At 67.2% G+C, this 19,478-nt stretch carries 24 protein-coding genes; 14 read left to right on the top strand and 10 right to left on the bottom strand.

Features of this window, described 5'->3' with window-relative positions:
• The first annotated feature begins 69 nt into the window (after nucleotides 1-69).
• The 3 genes from ASF65_RS06140 (at nucleotide 70) to ASF65_RS06130 (ending at nucleotide 2,100) form a co-directional block, all read left to right on the top strand.
• Nucleotides 70-843 carry an alpha/beta hydrolase gene (locus tag ASF65_RS06140; protein WP_055886671.1) on the top strand — a complete coding sequence of 258 codons (774 nt, stop codon included), beginning with the start codon at nucleotides 70-72 and terminating at the stop codon, nucleotides 841-843.
• Nucleotides 844-996: 153 nt separating this feature from the next.
• Nucleotides 997-1,818 (top strand): serine O-acetyltransferase, encoded by an 822-nt coding sequence (gene cysE / locus ASF65_RS06135; RefSeq protein ID WP_055886959.1) that lies wholly within the window; start codon nucleotides 997-999, stop codon nucleotides 1,816-1,818.
• A 72-nt stretch (nucleotides 1,819-1,890) separates the two neighbouring features.
• Nucleotides 1,891-2,100, top strand: coding sequence for a DUF3126 family protein (locus tag ASF65_RS06130; RefSeq protein ID WP_055886669.1), 210 nt, complete (start codon nucleotides 1,891-1,893; stop codon nucleotides 2,098-2,100).
• A gap of 93 nt (nucleotides 2,101-2,193) precedes the next feature.
• Here ASF65_RS06130 and ASF65_RS06125 read toward each other — a convergent pair whose 3' ends face one another.
• Nucleotides 2,194-2,787, bottom strand: coding sequence for a transglutaminase-like cysteine peptidase (locus ASF65_RS06125; RefSeq protein WP_244486573.1), 594 nt, complete (start codon nucleotides 2,785-2,787; stop codon nucleotides 2,194-2,196).
• A gap of 439 nt (nucleotides 2,788-3,226) precedes the next feature.
• Entirely contained in the window at nucleotides 3,227-3,832 is a 606-nt protein-coding gene (locus ASF65_RS06120; protein WP_055886955.1) for a PilZ domain-containing protein, read from the bottom strand.
• 210 nt (nucleotides 3,833-4,042) lie between these two features.
• On the opposite strand from ASF65_RS06120, the gene ASF65_RS06115 reads away from it, so the two are divergent.
• Nucleotides 4,043-4,792, top strand: coding sequence for a rhomboid family intramembrane serine protease (locus ASF65_RS06115; RefSeq protein WP_055886666.1), 750 nt, complete (start codon nucleotides 4,043-4,045; stop codon nucleotides 4,790-4,792).
• A 69-nt stretch (nucleotides 4,793-4,861) separates the two neighbouring features.
• A complete protein-coding gene (locus ASF65_RS06110; RefSeq protein WP_055886663.1) occupies nucleotides 4,862-5,299 on the top strand; it encodes a CBS domain-containing protein in 438 nt (145 codons plus the stop codon).
• A 6-nt stretch (nucleotides 5,300-5,305) separates the two neighbouring features.
• On the opposite strand, the gene ASF65_RS06105 is transcribed toward ASF65_RS06110, so the two are convergent.
• The 3 genes from ASF65_RS06105 to folE all read right to left on the bottom strand — a co-directional run bounded on the left by ASF65_RS06105 (nucleotide 5,306) and on the right by folE (nucleotide 7,434).
• The gene (locus ASF65_RS06105) at nucleotides 5,306-6,289 is read right to left on the bottom strand and encodes a patatin-like phospholipase family protein (protein WP_055886954.1); all 984 of its coding nucleotides are present in this window, start codon (nucleotides 6,287-6,289) and stop codon (nucleotides 5,306-5,308) included.
• 117 nt (nucleotides 6,290-6,406) lie between these two features.
• Complete coding sequence (gene hisI / locus ASF65_RS06100) at nucleotides 6,407-6,817, bottom strand: phosphoribosyl-AMP cyclohydrolase (RefSeq protein ID WP_055886659.1); 411 nt, start codon at nucleotides 6,815-6,817, stop codon at nucleotides 6,407-6,409.
• Complete coding sequence (folE, locus tag ASF65_RS06095) at nucleotides 6,814-7,434, bottom strand: GTP cyclohydrolase I FolE (RefSeq protein ID WP_055886657.1); 621 nt, start codon at nucleotides 7,432-7,434, stop codon at nucleotides 6,814-6,816. Before folE ends, hisI begins: the two co-directional genes overlap by 4 nt.
• A 223-nt stretch (nucleotides 7,435-7,657) precedes the next feature.
• Here folE and ASF65_RS06090 point away from each other — a divergent pair, with 223 nt between their 5' ends.
• The 5 genes from ASF65_RS06090 to thrS all read left to right on the top strand — a co-directional run bounded on the left by ASF65_RS06090 (nucleotide 7,658) and on the right by thrS (nucleotide 11,122).
• Complete coding sequence (locus tag ASF65_RS06090; protein WP_055886655.1) at nucleotides 7,658-8,101, top strand: iron-sulfur cluster assembly scaffold protein; 444 nt, start codon at nucleotides 7,658-7,660, stop codon at nucleotides 8,099-8,101.
• A gap of 2 nt (nucleotides 8,102-8,103) precedes the next feature.
• Entirely contained in the window at nucleotides 8,104-8,394 is a 291-nt protein-coding gene (locus ASF65_RS06085; RefSeq protein WP_055886653.1) for a nucleotidyltransferase domain-containing protein, read from the top strand.
• Complete coding sequence (locus ASF65_RS06080) at nucleotides 8,394-8,762, top strand: HepT-like ribonuclease domain-containing protein (protein ID WP_055886650.1); 369 nt, start codon at nucleotides 8,394-8,396, stop codon at nucleotides 8,760-8,762. The genes ASF65_RS06085 and ASF65_RS06080 overlap by 1 nt, the downstream gene beginning before the upstream one ends.
• Complete coding sequence (gene yidD, locus ASF65_RS06075; RefSeq protein ID WP_055886646.1) at nucleotides 8,749-9,024, top strand: membrane protein insertion efficiency factor YidD; 276 nt, start codon at nucleotides 8,749-8,751, stop codon at nucleotides 9,022-9,024. The genes ASF65_RS06080 and yidD overlap by 14 nt, the downstream gene beginning before the upstream one ends.
• A 133-nt stretch (nucleotides 9,025-9,157) precedes the next feature.
• Nucleotides 9,158-11,122, top strand: coding sequence for a threonine--tRNA ligase (thrS, locus tag ASF65_RS06070; RefSeq protein ID WP_055886643.1), 1,965 nt, complete (start codon nucleotides 9,158-9,160; stop codon nucleotides 11,120-11,122).
• Nucleotides 11,123-11,156: 34 nt separating this feature from the next.
• Here thrS and ASF65_RS06065 read toward each other — a convergent pair whose 3' ends face one another.
• Entirely contained in the window at nucleotides 11,157-12,275 is a 1,119-nt protein-coding gene (locus ASF65_RS06065) for a hypothetical protein (RefSeq protein ID WP_082505216.1), read from the bottom strand.
• Between the two features lie 155 nt (nucleotides 12,276-12,430).
• On the opposite strand from ASF65_RS06065, the gene ASF65_RS06060 reads away from it, so the two are divergent.
• The 3 genes from ASF65_RS06060 to ASF65_RS06050 all read left to right on the top strand — a co-directional run bounded on the left by ASF65_RS06060 (nucleotide 12,431) and on the right by ASF65_RS06050 (nucleotide 14,862).
• Nucleotides 12,431-13,012, top strand: coding sequence for a nitroreductase (locus tag ASF65_RS06060; RefSeq protein ID WP_055886640.1), 582 nt, complete (start codon nucleotides 12,431-12,433; stop codon nucleotides 13,010-13,012).
• On the top strand, nucleotides 13,012-13,635 hold the full coding sequence (locus ASF65_RS06055) for a flavin reductase family protein (protein WP_055886638.1): 624 nt from the start codon (nucleotides 13,012-13,014) through the stop codon (nucleotides 13,633-13,635). Before ASF65_RS06060 ends, ASF65_RS06055 begins: the two co-directional genes overlap by 1 nt.
• A gap of 87 nt (nucleotides 13,636-13,722) precedes the next feature.
• The gene (locus tag ASF65_RS06050) at nucleotides 13,723-14,862 is read left to right on the top strand and encodes a DUF2336 domain-containing protein (protein ID WP_162239458.1); all 1,140 of its coding nucleotides are present in this window, start codon (nucleotides 13,723-13,725) and stop codon (nucleotides 14,860-14,862) included.
• A 2-nt stretch (nucleotides 14,863-14,864) separates the two neighbouring features.
• On the opposite strand, the gene ASF65_RS06045 is transcribed toward ASF65_RS06050, so the two are convergent.
• The 3 genes from ASF65_RS06045 to ASF65_RS06035 form a co-directional block, all read right to left on the bottom strand.
• Nucleotides 14,865-15,638, bottom strand: coding sequence for an NAD kinase (locus tag ASF65_RS06045; RefSeq protein WP_055886632.1), 774 nt, complete (start codon nucleotides 15,636-15,638; stop codon nucleotides 14,865-14,867).
• A gap of 96 nt (nucleotides 15,639-15,734) precedes the next feature.
• Nucleotides 15,735-16,874 (bottom strand): Gfo/Idh/MocA family oxidoreductase, encoded by a 1,140-nt coding sequence (locus ASF65_RS06040; protein WP_055886629.1) that lies wholly within the window; start codon nucleotides 16,872-16,874, stop codon nucleotides 15,735-15,737.
• A gap of 70 nt (nucleotides 16,875-16,944) precedes the next feature.
• Nucleotides 16,945-18,333, bottom strand: a complete 1,389-nt coding sequence (locus ASF65_RS06035; RefSeq protein WP_348271167.1) for an MFS transporter — start codon at nucleotides 18,331-18,333, stop codon at nucleotides 16,945-16,947.
• Between the two features lie 149 nt (nucleotides 18,334-18,482).
• Here ASF65_RS06035 and ASF65_RS06030 point away from each other — a divergent pair, with 149 nt between their 5' ends.
• A complete protein-coding gene (locus tag ASF65_RS06030) occupies nucleotides 18,483-19,133 on the top strand; it encodes an SOS response-associated peptidase (RefSeq protein WP_055886622.1) in 651 nt (216 codons plus the stop codon).
• Between the two features lie 3 nt (nucleotides 19,134-19,136).
• On the opposite strand, the gene ASF65_RS06025 is transcribed toward ASF65_RS06030, so the two are convergent.
• The gene (locus ASF65_RS06025) at nucleotides 19,137-19,475 is read right to left on the bottom strand and encodes a hypothetical protein (protein WP_055886620.1); all 339 of its coding nucleotides are present in this window, start codon (nucleotides 19,473-19,475) and stop codon (nucleotides 19,137-19,139) included.
• Nucleotides 19,476-19,478: the final 3 nt, after the last annotated feature.

Raw genomic sequence — 19,478 nt, 5'->3', positions numbered from 1 at the left:
GTGGTTCTCGCGGGTCCCTTCGCGCTATCGGAAGCGCCTTGGTTCGGCGAGAGCGGAGTGACGTGCCCAATGCCCGAGTTTCACAACGACGGTCTGCGTCTCGACTACATCGACGAGGGCGATCGTACGGCGCCCGCCATCGTCCTCGTCCACGGCTTCGCCTCGAACATGCGCGTCAACTGGATCGACCCGGGTTGGGTGGACACGCTGACGAAGGCCGGGTGGCGCGTCGTCGCCTTCGACCATCGCGGGCACGGCCGCAGCGACAAGCCGCACGATCCGGCGGCCTATACGCCGGAGGCGATGGTGGGCGACGTCGTCGCGCTCGTCGATCACCTCTCGGTCCGGCGCGCGGCCCTCTTCGGCTATTCCATGGGCGCGCGCGTCTCGGCCTTTGCGGGGCGGCTGCATCGGGACCGCTTCCCGCTTCTCGTCTTCGGCGGGCTCGGCATCGGGCTGGTCGAGGGCGTCGGAGACTGGGACCCGATCGCCGACGCGCTGATGGCGCCCTCGCTCGAGGTCGTCACACACGAGCGCGGCCGCATGTTCCGCGCCTTCGCCGATCGGACCGGCAGCGACCGCCATGCGCTGGCCGCCTGCATCGCGACGTCCCGCCGGGAACTCACGCAAACCGAGGTCGGCGAACTCGACCAGCCGACGCTGATTGGCGTCGGAACCCGTGACGATATCGCCGGATCGCCCGAGCGTCTGGGCGTTCTGATGCCGAATGCCGAGGTCTTCGCCATCGCCAATCGCGACCACATGCTCGCCGTCGGCGACCGGACGTTCAAGGCGGCGGCCGTCGATTTCCTCGACCGGAACCGCGGGGTTCTGGACGCCTGAAGCCGGACGGCATTTTCAAAATCGGTGGGTTCGGCTAGAGCCAGCGAAACGGAATGCCGCGTCGACCCGTTCATGCCTGGACTGGTGGATCGTGGCAGCGCGCTTATCTTGTCTTCGACATGCGGGACGCGAGCGAGCGAAAGCAGGATGACGATGACCGTCTTGATGAAGTCTGCCGTCGACCGCGTTCAGGCGATCGATCCGATCTGGAACCGGGTGCGGGACGAAGCCTTGGCCGCTGCCGAGCGCGAGCCGGCGCTGAGCGGGTTCCTCTACGCGTCGATCCTCAATCATCGCTCGCTGGAATCGGCGATCGCCTTCCGCATCGGCCGGCGGCTGGATCATGCGGACCTTCCCGCCTGCCATATCGAACAGGCTTTCGAGGAGATGGCCGCCGCCCGTCCCGAATGGGGCGGCGTGCTGCGCATCGACCTTCAGGCCGTCTTCGATCGCGATCCCGCCTGCGAGCGGATGATCGAGCCCTTGCTCTACTTCAAGGGCTTCCACGCCATTCAGACGCACCGCCTGGCGCACTGGCTCTGGAACGAGGGCCGCAAGGACTTCGCGCTGTATCTCCAGTCCCGGTCGTCCTCGGTGTTCCAGACCGACATCCACCCGGCTTCGCGCATGGGGCGCGGCATCTTCCTCGATCATGCCACGGGCCTCGTCGTCGGCTTCACGGCGGTGATCGGCGACAATGTCTCGATCCTGCAGGATGTGACGCTCGGCGGTACGGGCAAGGAGTTCGGCGACCGACATCCGAAGATCGGCAACGGCGTCCTGATCGGGGCGGGCGCCAAGATCCTCGGCAACATCAAGGTCGGCGACTGCTCGAAGATCGCCTCCGGCTCGGTGGTCCTGGCAGAAGTGCCGCCGAACTCCACCGTGGCGGGCGTGCCCGCGCGGATCGTCGGAACGTCCGGCTGCGCCGAGCCGGCGCGCGCGATGGACCAGAATTTCACCCGCGCCGACTGAGTTTGCATCTTTCCGGCCGTTCCGGCCATTGCAACGCTCGACGCGCAGAATGCGCCCAAGGAGACTGACCTCGTGAAGCCCGACGAAATTCGCAAGCTCGAAGCCTATCTGAACCGCACCTTCAAGACGTCGGGCATTCAGGTGAAGGCCATGCCGCGCAAGAAGGACACGGCCGAAATCTATGTCGGCGAGGACTTCATCGGCACCGTGGGCAAGGACACCGACGAGGGAGAGACCTCCTACCACGTCACCATCACGGTGCTCGACATCGATCTCGACTGAGACGACGTTCCGCCCCAACGCGAGGCAGAACCCCAGACAGCAGAAGGGCCGGCTTCGAGCCGGCCTTTTTCGTGGAGGGAGGGGAAGGGAGCGTCAGCGCACCGAGCCGACCAGCATGTCCCGGCCGTCCTCGATCGCCACCCACTTGGCGGAATTCTGCTCGGACTGGCGCTTCAGGAACTTGTAGGGCGTCAGCGTCCAGTCGAGGGCACGCTTGTCGAGATTGTCGAGGATGATGTCGCCGCGATTGGTGCGGATGGTCAGGACCGCGTGGCCCTCGCCGTTCGGCTGGCGGACCACCGTGATCAGCAGAGCCGAGCGCGGGAACCCCTCGCGCTCCAGCATGTACTGCTTGAGAAGAACGAAGTCCTCGCAGTCCCCCTCGATCGACGGATAGGACCAGAGCTCGGCGACGCCGTGCATCTCCATGTCGGTGCGCGGGATGATGCCCTTGTTGACCGTGTTGTTGACCTCGATGATCGACTGCCAAGAGCGGTCGCTGATCTGGATGATGCCGATCTCGGCGTTCGGTCCGCAGGTCTCCGGGTAGGACTTGCAGAACTCGAAATGCCCGATCGGCTGGGAGGTCGGTCCGCGCAGCGTCATCGCGGCGTCGGCCTTGCCCGTGAACAGGAGGCCGGCGACCAGAAGCATGACGAGCGAGAAGAGGCGGTTCGAGATCTGCACTTTCGGTCTCCAGCGGTGACGCACGCACAGTCGCAGACCGGATTTACTTGAAGTCCAAACGCCCGATGAGAATTTTCGTAAACTGATCCTCAAATTGTTCAGATCTCTTGCTTGCCGCGATCTGAAGAATGACGCTTAAGAAGCGGTTCGCATGCAGAATACTTCGGTAAGCATGCCGCCTCCGCCTCCATGAAGATGAAGGCGTGGCCGATGTCGGCGCCGAGGATCGGGGGAGGGCGGGGCGAAGCGTTAACGCGCCGGCGGCTGCCGGGTTAACGGGGCCGGGTCGGTTGCAGACGGGGACGCGGAACACGCTTGCCACACTCCTTAAGAAAGGATGAGCAAGACCTTAACGGGCAAGCGCGCGGGCTGCCGGGGAGAGCCGAAAATGCTCCCCGTTATCCACAGGTTCGTGGCGAGAAAGGCTCGGCGGCGGCGATCAGCCGAGGTGGTCGAGCAGGGATTCGCGCGTCTGAAGCGACGAGAACTCGACGGCGACGCCGTCTTCGAGCTGGCGGACGACGCGTCCGGTCATCGTTCCCAGCGTCAGGCGCGAGCCGATCGCCGGGCGGACGGCGCAGACGATCGCCGCGCCGGACAGCGACAGGTCGTTGATGCGAACCTCGTAGCTGCGTCCGTCGTCCAGCACCATCCGGATGACCGGATTGCGCGGCTGGAGGCGCTCGTGACGGCGATCTTCCGGCAGCGACAGCTCGGAACGGTTGGCAAGCCACATCAACTGGGCCGCCAGTTTTTCGCGCTTGCGCTCGGTGGCGTTCAGGACCAGTGCGAAGCCGCCCTTGAAGCTGCGTGCGACAGTGCCTTCCAGACGGCCGATCTGATCGGCGTAGAGAATGACCCGTTCGCCCTTGGCGGGCTCCACCGGCGTCACGATCGCGACGTCTCCCGGAGACATGTTGTCGATCCGGCAGGGATACTCCCGCTGATCCTCCAGCATGAAACGGCCGAGGAGATCGATCGACACCCGCTTGAAGTGACGGCGGTCTTCCGAGACGGCGAGGGTCTTCGGCAAGGTGTTCAACATGGTCTCGGCCCGCTTCACTGGTTTCCAAGTGATAAGCGATGAGGCTTAACAAGGGCTTGTCGCGGCATCGTCGAGATAAGCGATCGGGAACCATGCCGGGGTGCCGTTCGGCCAGAACCGCCGGTCCTGAAGCGGCTCCGCTCGCAGCGCCCGCATTGCCCTCGGGCTGCCGGGCGATACAACGAGACAGCCATCTGGAGTCCTCAAGTCTTGTCGCTCGATTCCCGCCCGTCGCCGTCCGATCCCTTCGACAGTCCGCCGCCCCCTCGGCAGCCTGCGTTCATCGTCCCGGGCATCGTGCTCGGCCTTCTGGCGTTCCTGGCCCTGGTCCATTGGGTCCGCGTCGACGTCCTCGACGATGTGCAGGGCGGGTGGGCGCTCCTGAACCTGTCGTTCCTGGCCGGCTGCTACGGGTCGAGCGACGAGATCTGCCTTCTGCGCGAGCCGTTGGCGGCGTGGACCTCGCCGATCACCCATGCCTTCCTGCACGGCGACTGGGTGCATTACGGGACCAACGCGGTGTGGATGCTCGCCTTCGGTACGCCGGTCGCCCGCCGGCTCGGCGCCGGGCGGTTCCTCGTCTTCTGCGCCTTCGGGGCGGTCGCGGGCGCCGCCCTGTTCTACGTGATGAACCCGGACCTCATCCAGCCGATGATCGGTGCCTCGGGTGTCGTGTCCGCCCTGATGGGCGGGGCGGCGCGTTTCGCGCTCGGTGCCATGGGGCGCGGCGACGTCGCCTACGCGCCGCTCCTGTCGATCCCGCGCAGCCTGTCGGATCGGACGGTCCTCTTCTTCATCATCGTCTTCTTCGTCACCAACATCGCGCTCGGCTCCGGGGCGGGGCTGCTCCTCGGCGAGGGCGCGGCCGTCGCCTGGGAGGCCCATGTCGGCGGTTTCCTCTTCGGCTTCCTCTGCTTCTCCGCCTTCGACCCGCGCCGCCAGCATCCGGTGGGGCTCTGACGGGGCAGTTGCGCAAGGCGGCGGGTTCGTCGCACGATGCGGGCGGACAACGATGGATGGAGGCCGTCAATGACCGTACGTCGCATTCTCGAGATCAAGGGGCGGGAGGTCGTGACGATCGACCCGGCCACGACGCTCGCCGAAGCCGTGAAGACGCTGGCCGAGCGCCGCATCGGTGTGCTGGTGGTCACCGGCTCCGGTGGAGACCTTCAAGGCATCCTGTCGGAGCGGGACGTCGTGCGTCTCGTCGCCGGAGGCGGCATGGACGCGCTGTCGGGCACCGTCGGCGAGGTGATGACCCGCGAAGTGACGACCGCCGGCGAGGACACGACGGTGGACGAGGCGATGGAGATCATGACCCGCCGTCGCTTCCGGCACCTGCCGGTGTGTGAAGGGGGGCGTCTCGTCGGCATCGTGTCGATCGGCGACGTGGTGAAGCGTCGGATCGAGGCCGCCGAACAGGAGGCCGAGGAGATGCGCAGCTACATCCACGCCGCGGCGGGCTGACCGACCTCACGGCGCCGGCATGCACTCCTGCAGTCGGCGGATCTCGTTCATCGAGCGCATCGTCTCCTCGTATCCGAAGGCGATGCACTCCTTGGCTCGGAAGAACTCCGACAGACCGATCTCCCGCACGCGCGGGTGCACCGACAGGTCCGGCGGATCACCGGCCAGGCGCGAGCGGGAGATGCGGTCCTGAATGATGTTGAAGGCGTCGACCACCGAACGGGCAAACCCGATCCGGTCCCGTCTGTTGTCGGCGTTCGGGCGCTGCGGTGACAGCGGATCGACGGGGTTTTCGGCGATCGATCCGTCCGGGTCGCTGCTCTCGGCGCGCATGCGAAGGACCGCCGCACGACCGAAGAGGTCGTAGTGCAGGTTGACCGCGATCACGAGCGGCTGCTCGTAGGCGCGGCAGACCGAGACGGGGACCGGGTTGACGAGGGCCCCGTCCGACAGGCGACGGCCACCGCATTCGACCGGCTGGAAAATCCCGGGAACGGCGTAGGACGCGCGCATGGCGAGGACCAGCGAGCCCTGGTCCATCCAGACCTCATGGCCGTTGCGCCCCTCGGTCGCGACCGCCACGAACGGGCGGTCGAGATCCTCGATGCGGACGTCCTTCAGCGTGTTCACGAGCCGCGCGTTGAGCCGCATGCCGCCGAGCAGCCCGTCTCCGCCGAACCGGAAATCGAGGAGTCCCATCAATCCACGGCGCGTCAGAGAACGGGCGAAGGCTTCGAGTTCGTCGAGCCGTCCCGCGAGATAACAGCCGCCGACGAGGGCGCCGATCGAGGTGCCGGCGATCATCGAGACCGGAATGTCGGCCTCGTCGAGCGCGCGCAGGACCCCGATATGGGCCCATCCGCGCGCGGCACCGCCGCCAAGCGCCAAGGCTACACCACGACGCTTCGCGACGCGGCTCGGCCCGCCTGCGCTGCCGGCCCGCTCGATGGGGGCGGTTCGTTCGGCCTGTCTGAATATGCGATCCAGCATCATGTCGCGTGCCTTGGGGCCGGTCCCTTGTTGGAAGGATGGGCCACGATGCTTTCCGCACCATGCACGATCAGCGTAAACGCGGACACAAGATGTTGTGCGTTGCGATAAAACGTGTCACCGCGCCGACAATTTTCCGCCATGGGCGCCTAGCGAAACGCTGCGGTAGAAGCAGGTCTCGCGCCCGGTGTGGCAGGTGTCCTCGGGCTTCGCGACCGTGACCTTCAGCCACACGGCGTCCTGGTCGCAGTCGACGCGCATCTCGTGCACCGACTGGAGCGCGCCGGACGTCTCGCCCTTCTTCCACAGCGCCTGCCGGGATCGGCTCCAGTAATGCGCGACCCCGGTGCGGATCGTCAGGTCCAGCGCCTCGGCGTTCATGTGGGCGACCATCAGCAGACCGCCGTCCATGTCGCTGACGACCGCCGTCACGAGACCCGCCGCGTCGAAGCGCGGCGTCAGGACGCTGCCCTCCTCGAGATCGGACTTGGCGCCCGGCGGCGGGAACACGGCAGCCGAAACGCTCATCGGCCGCCGACCATGGCGAGAAACCGCGTCTGTTCCTCGCGGTCGTCGCGGAACGAGCCGTAGAACGAGGAGGTCACCGTGGTCGAGCCGTGGGTGCGGATGCCGCGCATCGACATGCACATGTGCTCGGCCTCCAGCAGCACCGCGACGCCCTTCGGCGTCAGCGCGCCGTCGATGACGGCCGCGATCTGCTCGGTCAGCTTCTCCTGCGTCTGCAGGCGACGCGCGAAGATTTCGACCACGCGAGGAATTTTCGACAGGCCCAGCACGCGCCCATCGGGCACGTAGGCGACGTGCGCTTTGCCGATGATCGGCACCATGTGGTGCTCGCAATGCGAGGTGAAGGGGATGTCGCGCAGGAGCACCATCTCCTGGTATCCGGCGACCTCCTCGAACGTGCGGCTCAGCACGTCGGCCGGCTGCTGGCCGTAGCCGCCGTAAAGCTCCTCGTAGGCCTTCACCACGCGACGCGGCGTGTCGATCAGGCCTTCGCGCGAGGGATCCTCGCCGATCCAGCGCAAGAGCGTCCCGACCGCGGCTTCAGCCTCCTCGCGGGTCGGTCGGACGAGCGGTTCGGCCGCTGCGGCCGGAGCGAGCTTTCTGATGGTGGCGTCCATGGTGAACCCTGAGCCGAGGCGACTGCGCCGGGGAAAGGTCCGGCGATACCCGCCGTTCGATCCGTTGGCCCGTTGATGTTATAGTGTACCGGGTCCGTCAAGCCGGCGGATCGGGTGCAACACCTGAGCGTCTTTCGACGCTCCGCTGCCCCTCCTATATAGACGGTTCGAGCGATGCTTCACAGCATCATCGTTTCGCGACGCAGCGTCCACGGGACACGCCATGATCGACGATCTCTACAACGACAGAATTCTCGATCTCGCCGGCAACATTCCGCGGATCGGTCGCCTCGATGCGCCGCACGGCACGGCGCGGGCGCATTCTAAGCTCTGCGGCTCGACCGTGACGGTCGACCTCAAGCTCGACGGCGGCGTCGTGTCGGACTTCGCACACGAGGTTCGCGCCTGCGCGCTCGGCCAGGCATCCTCTTCGGTCATGGCCCGCCACATCGTCGGCGCGACGCCGGATGAACTGCGTGCCGTTCGCGAGGCGATGGCGCGGATGCTGAAGGCGGACGGGCCGCCGCCCGAGGGACGGTTCGAGGAACTGCGTTATCTGGAACCCGTGCGCGAGCACAAGGCGCGTCACGCCTCCACGATGCTCACCTTCGACGCGGTCGTCGAAGCGCTGGAGAAGGCCGAGGCCAGACAGGCCGAGGCGGCCTGACCATGCGGCCGTCCGAAGCGCTCGAGCGACATCGGGACGAGGTCCGCGCCATCGTGAAGCGCTTCGGCGCCGACAACCCGCGCCTCTTCGGCTCGGTAGCGCGCGGCGAGGATGTCGAAGGCAGCGACATCGACATCCTGGTCGATCTGCCTGCAGACGGATCCTATCGGCAGGTCTTCCGCATCGAGGATGCGATCTCCGAACTGCTTCGGTGTAAGGTCGAAGTCTACCCGGCCGATAATCCACACTCGCGCTTCTACGAACGGATCGCGGACGACCTGAGGCCCATCTGATGCGTGTCGCGAAGAGTCTCCGGCTGCTTCTCACCGATCTGGTGGAGTGGGGTGAAAAGGCTGAGCGATTGGTCGCTCGCACCAACAGTGTTGCCGTTGTAGACGACGAGCAGGCTGAATTGGCTCTCGGACGGGTCGTCGAAATAGTCGGCGAAATCTCCGGTCGGATCCTCGTATGGCATCCGGCTTGGGCGAGGGAGCGGAACGACGAAGACCTTGAGCACGCCTACCGCATGCGCAACAAGTTGGCGCACGGCTACGAGAGCATTTCTTCCGCGCGTCTCTACGAGATCGCCCGCAGTGACGTCGCGGTCCTGACCGACAAGGCAAGGCGCTGGCTCGCCGAACTCCCCGATGAACAGCCGTAACTACACCGGTCCCTGGCGGCGGACGCCCGGCCGCGTTCTCGGCGTCGGCTTCGTTCGTCTCTACCAGCTGACGTTCTCGCCGCTCGTCGGCGGGCACTGCCGGCATATCCCGACCTGTTCCGAATACGCCTACGAGGCGGTCGCGCGCCATGGTCTGTGGCGGGGCTGCTGGCTGGCGGCACGGCGGGTCGGCCGCTGCGGACCGTTCGGCACGGGCGGGCTCGACCCGGTGCCGGGCGACGACAAGCCTGCGGGACGCTGACCTCTTCGGGTTCGGCGCGCTTGCGCCAATGCCGGGCGATGATAGAAGTCGCGAATTCGCGAGGGGCCGGGCGCCCCCATCGATCCAGCTTTCCCGCAATCGTTGGCGGGGGTGAGCACCCGAGGATATTGCCATGATCGACCTGACCTTCCCCGACCAGTCCGTCCGCTCCTACGAGCCTTCCGCCACCGGCGCCGAGATCGCCGCCGGCATTTCCAAGTCCCTCGCCAAGAAGGCGATCGCCTACGCGCTGGACGGCGAGGTCCGCGATCTGTCCGACCCGGTCGGGCGCGCCGGCAGGCTCGAGATCCTGACGCGCGACGATCCGCGGGCGCTCGAGCTCATCCGCCACGATACGGCTCACGTGCTGGCCGAGGCGGTCCAGGAAATCTGGCCGGGCACGCAGGTGACGATCGGCCCGGTGATCGAGAACGGGTTCTACTACGACTTCGCTAAGGACACGCCGTTCACGCCGGACGACCTGCCGGTGATTGAGAAGAAGATGGCGGAGATCATCCGCCGCAACGCGCCCTTCACCAAGGAAGTCTGGTCGCGCGAGGACGCGCGCCGCGTGTTCGGCGAGAAGGGTGAGACCTACAAGGTCCAGCTGGTCGACGCGATCCCGGAAGGCCAGGACCTCAAGATCTATCGCCAGGGCGAGTGGTTCGACCTCTGCCGCGGCCCGCACATGGCCTCCACCGGCCAGATCGGCGAGGCGTTCAAGCTGATGAAGGTCGCGGGCGCCTACTGGCGCGGCGACTCGAACAATCCGATGCTGACCCGCATCTACGGCACGGCCTGGGCGACACCGGAGCAACTGAAGTCCTACCTCCACATGCTGGAGGAGGCGGAGAAGCGCGACCATCGCCGGCTCGGTCGCGAGATGGATCTCTTCCACTTCCAGGAGGAAGGCCCGGGCGTCGTGTTCTGGCACCCCAAGGGCTGGTCGCTGTTCCAGGACCTCGTCGCCTACATGCGCCGCCGCCTGAAGGGCGACTACGCCGAGGTGAACGCGCCGCAGGTGCTCGACAAGTCGCTGTGGGAGACGTCCGGCCACTGGGGCTGGTATCGCGAGAACATGTTCCAGGTGCAGTCGGCCGGCGACGAGGCCGAGGACAAGCGCGTCTTCGCCTTGAAGCCGATGAACTGCCCCGGCCATGTGATGATCTTCAAGCACGGCCTGAAGTCCTACCGCGAACTGCCGATCCGCTATGCCGAGTTCGGCACGGTGCATCGCTACGAGCCGTCGGGCGCCATGCACGGGCTGATGCGCGTGCGCGGCTTCACCCAGGACGACGCGCACATCTTCTGCACCGACGAGCAGATGGAAGCCGAGTGTCTGAAGATCAACGACCTGATCCTCTCGGTCTATCACGACTTCGGCTTCGAGGAGATCGTGGTCAAGCTCTCGACGCGGCCCGAGAAGCGCGTCGGCACCGACGCGATGTGGGACCGCGCGGAAAGCGTCATGCGCGACGTTTTGAAGACGATCGAGGCGCAGTCCGGCGGGCGGATCAAGACCGGCATCAACGAGGGCGAGGGCGCCTTCTACGGTCCGAAGTTCGAATACACGCTGAAGGACGCGATCGGCCGCGAATGGCAGTGCGGCACCACGCAGGTGGACTTCAACCTGCCCGAGCGGTTCGGCGCGTTCTACATCGATAGCAACTCCGACAAGGTGCCGCCGGTGATGATCCATCGCGCCATCTGCGGCTCGCTGGAACGCTTTCTCGGCATTCTGATCGAGAACTTCGCGGGCCACTTCCCGCTCTGGCTGGCGCCGACGCAGGTGGTCGTCGCGACCATCACGTCGGAAGCGGACGACTACGCCCGCTCGGTCGCTGAGGAACTGAAGGCCGCCGGGATGCGCGTCGAGATCGACGTGCGCAACGAGAAGATCAACTACAAGGTCCGCGAGCATTCGCTCGCCAAGGTCCCGGTGATCCTCGTCTGCGGCAAGCGCGAGGCCGAGGAGCGCTCGGTGAATCTTCGCCGCCTCGGCTCGCGCGACCAGGAGGCGATGAGCCTCGCCGACGCGCTGACGCTCCTTCGCGACGAAGCCGTCGCGCCGGACCTTCGCGCGCGCGCGGCCGCCTGACGTCGGCCAACCCTGCCGGCGGCTGAGGGCTCTCTCAGTCGCCGGTGCCGACTTCCGGGTTGTTGGGATCGACGAGGTCGCTGGTCAGGACCTCGACCTCTTCGTTCTCGCCGGGATGCACGGCGATCTGGCGCTGGAAGATGCGGTCCTTGTTGCGAGCGACAAGCACGTAGTCGCCTTCCGTCAGCACCATCGACGCGAAGGCGCCGACGCTCTCGCGGATGATGTCGCCCTGGTCCGATGTGACCGACCATGCCGTGTCGGCTAGAGCCTCGCCGCCCTTCTCGCGCACCAGCTTCATCGTCACCTCCGCCGCGCGGTGATGCAGCGTCGCGTCTGTGATCTTGCCCGCCTCGACCCGGATGTCGGCGCGTGCCACGGCGTTCACCGAGCCGTAGCGCGAGATGACGTGATAGTCTCCGGCGTTCAGCCGCAGGACGCTGCCGGGGCTGACGCCCGGCGCAAGGAGCCGGCGCTCGCGACCGTCGCCGCCGCCGGAATAGACATCGAAGGTCAGCTTGTCGTCCGGCAGCTTGCCGCCGTCGAGGATCTCGGCGTGAAGCCGCAGCCCGCCGGCGTCGAGCGCCACCGTTTCGTGCGTTTCCTCGCCCGAAAAATCGACGCGCTTCGTCATGCCCGCGCGACCGAACCCGACATGCAGGAGATAGTTGCCGGCGGGCACGTCGAACACGGCCTGGGCCCCCTTCGCCATGGCGACGACCGGCAGCTTGCCGTCGGGACCCGGCACCGGGGCGAACAGTCGCCAGACGAGGTCGGACGGGATCTCGGGTCCGTTCTTGCCGAGCGTCGCCTTCAGGCGAAGGCTCTTCTTCGGCCGCACGATGTCGAGCTGCGGCGGGGGCTGAGGCGCGAAGGCCGGAAGGTTGGGGAGCTCGAGACCGGAGCCCAGACCCAGATCCGGACGCTCGGGGAGGGCGATCGGCTCGAGCTTGCGCAAACCGACGGATGGCGGGACGCCGATGTCACGGCTTCGAACGTCCTGCGGAATAGCGGAAGGCGAGGCATAGGCGCCCGGCTGGTCGGGGCCGCCGCCACCACCCGGCCCCGGAGGAGCGTCCTGCGCGCCGGCCTGTCCGTGGCCGGTGAGGAGAGCGGCGAGGGACAAGGCGATGCCGGATGCGCGCTTGATCAACCTTCAACCTCCATAGGCCTGCCACTTGGATGCCTGTTCAAGGCCATCTCTCCGGTCATTTCAAGGCAGGTTCGCGGAACGGCGGCAAGAGGTCCGGTTGGCCGGCGTCCCGATCTCGGATAGCACCACCTCCAGGCTTTACGAGGATTCGTTCGATGATCGACGCCAAGACACTGCTGGCCACACGCCGCTCGGTCTCCATTCCAGCGCTTCGCGAGCCCGGTCCCTCCGAGACCGTACTCGGCGAGATCCTGACCGCCGCGTCGCGCGTGCCCGACCATGGAAAGCTGGCGCCCTGGCGCTTCATTCTCTTCAGGGGGGGCGTGGCACCGGCCCTCGGAAAGGCGCTGGCCGACCTCGCGGAGACGCGCGAGGGTCCTTTGAGCGAAGCGCGGCGCGCCTACGAGGAAGCACGGTTCACTCGGGCGCCGCTCGTGATCGGCGTCGTTTCCACCGCCAAGCCCCATTTCAAGATCCCGGAATGGGAGCAGGTCCTGTCGGCCGGCGCCGCGACCATGAACCTCATCCATGCCGCGCACGCCCACGGCTTCGCCGCGAACTGGATCACCGAATGGGTGGCCTACGACGAGGACGCCAAGCGGCTGATGGGCATCGCGGCCGAGGAGAAGGTCGTCGGCTTCGTCTATGTCGGCACGCCGTCCGAGGTGCCGAGCGACCGTCCGCGGCCGGATCTGTCGGCCGTGGTGTCCGACGCTCCGATGCCGGCGGTGGCCTGATGTTCTACGAAACCGCCACCAACGACCACAGTCTTCCGCACGACCCATTCAAGGCGATCGTCGCGCCGCGCCCGATCGGCTGGATCTCGACGCGCGCCCCGGACGGCACGACCAATCTTGCGCCCTACAGCTTCTTCAATGCCCTCTCCGACAAGCCGAAGCTTGTCATGTTCTCATCGACCGGCATGAAGCATTCGGCGAGCCACGCGATCGCGACCGGGGAGTTCGTCGTCAACCTCGCCACGCGTGATCTCGCCGAACAGGTCAACCGCTCGTCCGCGCCGGCTGAAGCGGGCGTCAGCGAGTTCGCCCTCACGGGTCTCACCGAAGCGCCCTGTCGGCTCGTCGCCGCCCCGCGCGTCGCCGAAGCGCCGGCCGCGCTGGAATGCCAACTGACCCAATGGTTCCGGCCGCTCGGGCTCGACGGCACCGAGAGCGACGCGGTCATGGTGATCGGTCAGGTCGTCGGTATTCACATCGACGAGCGGATCCTGCGGGATGGGCGGATCGCCCTCGATCTCGCCCGGCCTTTGTCGCGCCTCGGCTATCTCGATTTCGCCTCGACCGACGACGCCTTCGAGCTTCGGCGGCCGACGCGGGCCGACGCGGTCCCGCAGGGTTAAGCAAGTGCGAGCGAGCGTGGTGAACGCTTTCTTAAAGCTTTGAAGGTCACCATGGCCCGCATCGAATATGATGCGGGTCGTGGGTCCATGCTGGCACAGCAATTCGTCTTCTGGTGCGAAACCGCGACGGCCGCCGAACGCTGTGCCGCGGTGGAAATGCTTGCGGATGCGGTGGTGAACCGGAAGTTCCTGCCGTCCGACCTTCGCGAGGCGGAAGCGGCGCTGGTGATCGCGGCCGAAGACGCCTCGCCGCGCGTGCGTCGTGCCATTGCCGACGGCGTCGCGGATGCCTCGACGGTCTCGCGCCAGCTCGTGCGCATGCTCTCAAGCGATATCGACGACGTGGCGCTGCCGGTCGTCCTCCTGTCGCCGATGCTGACCGACGACGATCTCTGCGAACTCGTGCGGGCGGGCCGGCTCGGCCTCGGCGTCGCCATCGCGCGCCGGGCGGACGTGTCGGTCGGCGTCGCGAGCGTGATCGTCTCGGTCGGGGAGCCGGTCGCCTGTCTCGAACTGGCGAGGAACCAGGGCGCGGCCCTCGACGACGCCGCGATGACACGGCTCGTCGACATGGCGGCCGACATCGGTGAACTCCGCTATGCGCTTCTCGAGCGGAGCGACCTGCCGGCGGGGCCGCGCCACGCGCTCCTGTCCCAGCTGGGCGACGCGCTCTGCTCGTCGCCGCTCGTCGCCAACGTCGTCGGGCTTTCGCGCGCCTCGCGGCTGCGCGAAGAGGTGCAGGAGCAGGCGACGGCTTCGCTGATCGATACCATCAAGGCCGACGAGATCACGGCCTTCGTCGAGCAGTTGCGCGGGACGAGCCAGCTCAACGCCGCCGTTCTCGTGCGCGCGGTCTGCATGGGGCGGATAGACCTCTTCGCGGCGTCCCTCGCGCGGCTGACCAACTTGTCGGAGGCGCGCGTCCGTTCGATCATCGCTGATGCGAGGGAGCCCGCTTTCGTGGCGCTGGCCTCAGCCGCCGGACTGCCGAAGACCGTGGTGCCGCTTCTCCTCTCGGCTGTGCGCGTCTGGAAGGACATGGCGGCCGACGACCGGTTCGATCCCGTCGATGTCGCGTCCACCGTGATGGACCGCGTGACGATCGCCTTCCGCAAGAGCGAGCGCGCGGGCGAAGGCGAGGAGCTTGGTCGCCTTCTGCATCGCATGTCCTGCGAGGTGCAGCAGGGGGCCGCCCGCCGCCGGGCCGAGCGCTACCTCGCGGCCTGAGATCAGTAGCGGAACTGTTCGGCGAGGATCCGCTCGTCCCACGAATGCTCGGCGTCGAACAGGATGAGGCTGCGAAGGTCGGCCGATTCGCGGATGCGGATCGACTGGACCGACTTGACCTCGCGATGATCGGCGACCGCGTTGACGGGCCGCTTCTGCGCTTCCAGCACCTCGACGTCGACGACCTGATGGCGCGACAGGAGCGCCCCGCGCCAACGCCGCGGCCGAAACGCGCTGACCGGCGTCAGGGCCAGGAGCGGTGCGCTGATCGGCAGGATCGGTCCCTGCGCCGACAGATTGTAGGCCGTCGAGCCCGTCGGTGTGGCGACCAGCACGCCGTCGCAGACGAGCTCCTCCAGCCGCGTCTTGCCGTCGATGCTGATCTTCAGCCGCGCCGCCTGATAGGACTGGCGGAAGAGGGCCACCTCGTTGATCGCCAGCGCCGAGTGGGGAAGGCCGTCGCCGTCGACGGCGGTCATCTCCAGGGGGTGGATCACCGTCTCGCTGGCACGATCGAGGCGCTCGGAGAGGCCGTCCTCTCGGAACTCGTTCATCAGGAAGCCGACGGTACCCTTGTTCATGCCGTAGATCGGCTTGCCGGTGTCCATGAAGCGGTGGAGCACCTGCAGCATGAAGCCGTCGCCGCCCAGCGCGACGATGACCTCCGCGTCCTCCGGCTCGACGGTCCGGTAGAGCGCGGCGAGCCGCTCGGCGGCCTCCGTGGCCTCGGGCGAGTCGCTGGCGAGGATCGCGATAGGGCGTGACGTGCTTTGCATGATGGTCCGTTCTGGACGGGCTCGCCGTCGACGCGTGGGAGCGAACCTAGCCGCAATGTCGACCCGCGCAAGCCCCTCGAGCGGGACGGCGGTACGTCAGAAGGTGGAGCGGGGCCGATAGGGCATCGGATAGCCCTTCGTGTTCTGCGCCACGATCGACAGCTCCGTGACGTGAAGGGCGAAGGCGTCGGCGAGCGGCGGGCGCGTGCCGCTTCGAATTGCCTGCGCCATCATCGCTGGCCCGCGCATGAAGTCCATGCGCGACGAGGTTTCCGGTACCACGGCGCCGCTGCGCGGCACGCCGATGCGGCGTCCGAACCAATGCTTGATCGGTCGCCCACGCTCCAGCCGCCGCAGCACCTTGCCGAAGATGCCGGCACGCGGCCGCCAGTGGCCGGCGGGATCGCGCAGGTAGAGGGACGAGCGGGCGTTCCAGCCGTCCGTCACCGAAAGGACGCCGCTGGTGCCGATGATATGCATCGACCGATCGCTCGGCGCGGCGAGGCCGCAGGTAAGCCGCGCGACGACGCCGGTGCGGAACCTGAGGCAGGCGACCGAAAAGTCGTTGGCGATCTCGTCCGGCGACTGCTGCGTGCCCTTGTCGGGGAACAGCTTGGCGGAAAACGCCGTCATCTCCTCCACGGGCCCGAAGAACTCGCAAAGCCAGGTGAGATAGTAGCCCGCGTGCTCCAGCGTGCAGCCGACGGCGAACTCGTCCTCGGCCGGCCATGGCGCACCGGACAGGCTTCGCCAGGTCCGGTAGTTCTCGCGAAAGACCATCGAGTCTTCCATCTCGGCGTAGACCAGCCTGACGTCGCCGACACTGCCGCTCTCGATGGTCCGGCGGGCCGTCTGCGCGGCTTCGCCCAGCACGGAACAGGGCGCCGAGGCGATCTGCAGCCCCTTTTCGCGGGCGAGCCGCACCAGCTCTTCCGCCTGACCGATCTCCATCGCCAGCGGCTTCTCGGAATAGACGTGCCGACCGGCGTCGAGGCATGCCTTGGACACCTCGAAATGGCTCGACGGATTGGTGAGGTTCACCACGAGTTCGACCGCGGGATCGGCCAGAAGCTCGTCCAGCGTCTCGAAGATCCGCGTCTTGTGGAAATCGGCGAAGCGGCGGGCGGCCGCGGGGTCGCGGTCGTGGGCGCCGACGAGACGAAGCTCCGGGTGGTTCGGAAGCGTCGTCATGTAGTAGTCGGCCACGAACCCGCAGCCGACGATCGCGATGTTCATGGCGGCCTCCGCGCATTCCCCTGGCCGAAAGCTCTGCCATCCGAGGCCATAAGGAATTGCCAACGGCCGGTCAGCCGCCGGCCGCCATCTCCTCGGTATGGAGCGTGCTGGCCGGCTTGCCGACCGGAGGCGCCTCGTAGCGGCGCAGCAGCGACGGCACGATGCCGCCCGCGGCCAGAGCGGCAGCAAGCAGCAGCGCGGCGGTCAGCGGGTGATCGCTCACCAGTCCGAACATCACCGCGACGAGCGCGACGCCGAGCGACTGTCCGACGAGACGCGCGGTGGACTGGATGCCGCTCGCGCCGCCGCTGCGCTCGCGCGGCGCGCTGGTGATCAGGATCTTGTTGTTCGGCGTCTGGAACAGGCCAAAGCCGAAACCGGCCAGCGCCAGGCGCCAGATCAGGTTGGCGTCGCTGGGGTTGGCGGGCATCAGCACAAGCGCCAGAAGCCCCGCGGCGAACAGGAAGAGGCCGATGGCGCTGAGGCGCCCGGGATTGAAGCGGTCGGCCAACCGGCCGGAGATCGCGGCGGCGACCGCTGTCGCGATCGGCCAGGGCGTCAGCAGCAGGCCGGTTTCCGCCGCCGAACGTCCCAGTTCGTCGTGCAGCAGGAACGGCAGGGAGACGAAGGCGATGCCCTGCGCCCCGAAGGAGCAGACCGAGGTCGCGGCCGATAAAGCGAAGATCGGTCGGCGCAGGAGGTCGACCGGCAGGATCGGCTCCGCCAGCCGCAACTGCGAGCGCACGAACACGGTCCCGACGATCAGTCCGCCCACGATCAGCGCAAGCGAAAAGGCGAGGCCTTCGGAATGGCCGATCCCGTTGACGCCGGAGATCAGCATGCCGAAGGTCAGGGCGCTCATGATGGCGCTCTTCAGGTCGAACGGCTGGCCGGACTTCGGCGTGTCGGGAAGGGTGCGCGAACCGGCGAGCAGCGCGAGAAGGCCGACCGGTACGTTGATCAGGAACAGCGCCGGCCAGGAGGCGACCGACAGGATCGCACCGGCCAGCGACGGACCGGCCGCCGAGGACACGCCCACCACGATCGCGACGCGCCCGACCGCGCGCCCCAATCGCGAGGCGGGAAAGATGAAGCGGACGAGCGCGATGTTGACGCTCATGATGCCGGCCGCGCCGATGCCCTGAAGAACGCGCGCCGCGATCAGCATGTCGAGCGAGCGGGAGAGGGCGCAGACGAGCGAGGCCAGCGTGAAGATGCCGAGGCCCGTGAGATAGACACGCCGGTAGCCCAGAATCTCTCCGAGGCGTGCCAGCGGCAGGAGGAGCACGGTGACCGCCAGCTGATATCCGTTGACGACCCAGATCGCTTCCACCGGCGAGACGCCGAGGTCCTGCGTGATGGGCGGCAGCGCGACATTGGCGACCGTACCGTCGAGCACGGCGACGAACAGCGCCATGGCGATCGTGCCGAAGGCCAACCGGCGGCGAAGGGGAGGCAAGCCGTCCTGATGCATGAGAACCGATCAAGCTGGAATGCGAAGTGACGTCCGACGCGGAAACTAGCCCCGGAGATGTCGCAGGCTAGTTGTGATGTCCGCGCCGGCGACTGCCCCTGCATGGCAGTCGCCCGCGACTATGGGAACGGCTGATGTGCAACCTCTATTCGTTGACGACTACCCAGTCGGCCATGCGGGACTTCGCCAGGGCGACGCGTGACAGGCTCGGAAATCTCGCCGCGATGCCGGCGATCTTTCCGGATCAAAGCGCGCCGATCATCCGCCTGTCCGAGGGCGAACGGGAACTGGCGCCAGCCCGCTGGGGAATGCCGTCGCCCCAGTTCGCGCTGAAGGGTCGATCCACCGATCCCGGCGTGACGAACATCCGCAACACGGCGAGCCCGCATTGGCGGCGCTGGCTGACGCCCGCGCATCGATGCCTCGTACCCTTCAATGCCTTCTGCGAGTACGAGACGCTGCCGGACAAGACCAAGGTCCCGGTCTGGTTCGCGGCATCGGACGAGCGCCCGACGATGGCCTTCGCCGGGGTGTGGACCCGGTGGACCAGCACGCGCCGCAAGGCGGAGGGAGAGGTGACGGTCGACGCCTACGGCTTCCTCACCACCACGGCCAACAGCGTTGTCGGACAGGTTCATCCGAAAGCGATGCCGGTCATCCTGACCGAGCAGGCGGATATGGATGCGTGGCTGGAAGCGCCCTGGAACGAGGCGCACTCCTTGCAGCGTCCGCTGCCCGACGAAGCGCTGCGGATCGTGGCGCGAGGCCAGCGCAGCGACGGCTGAGCCTCACGCCTTGAAGTTCAGCTCCTCCGGGCTGCCGGTCACGCGGTCTTCGGCCTGCTGACGCACGGCTTCGTCCTGATCGGCGAGGCCATCCTCGGTCTCGTCGTAGCCCGTGCCGGGCATCGGCGCGGTGATTTCGCTCCGGGGCTCGGCGTAGACGCCGGGCTCAGTCGCGTCGTCGTCGGCCAACGAATCCGCCTGACGATCCTCGGCGTCCGGCAGGGCTTCGGCGGTTGCCGTTTCGAGGAGCGCGCGGTCGGCTTCGCTAAGGTTGGAGCTTTCGGCAAATTCGCTGCGCTGCCGGTCGTTCGGCATGCGCTGCTCGGGGAAGTCCTTGGCCATCGG

The organism is Aureimonas sp. Leaf324, from assembly GCF_001423245.1.
Lineage (GTDB): Bacteria > Pseudomonadota > Alphaproteobacteria > Rhizobiales > Rhizobiaceae > Aureimonas.
This window is presented reverse-complemented; position numbering and strand designations above follow the sequence as displayed.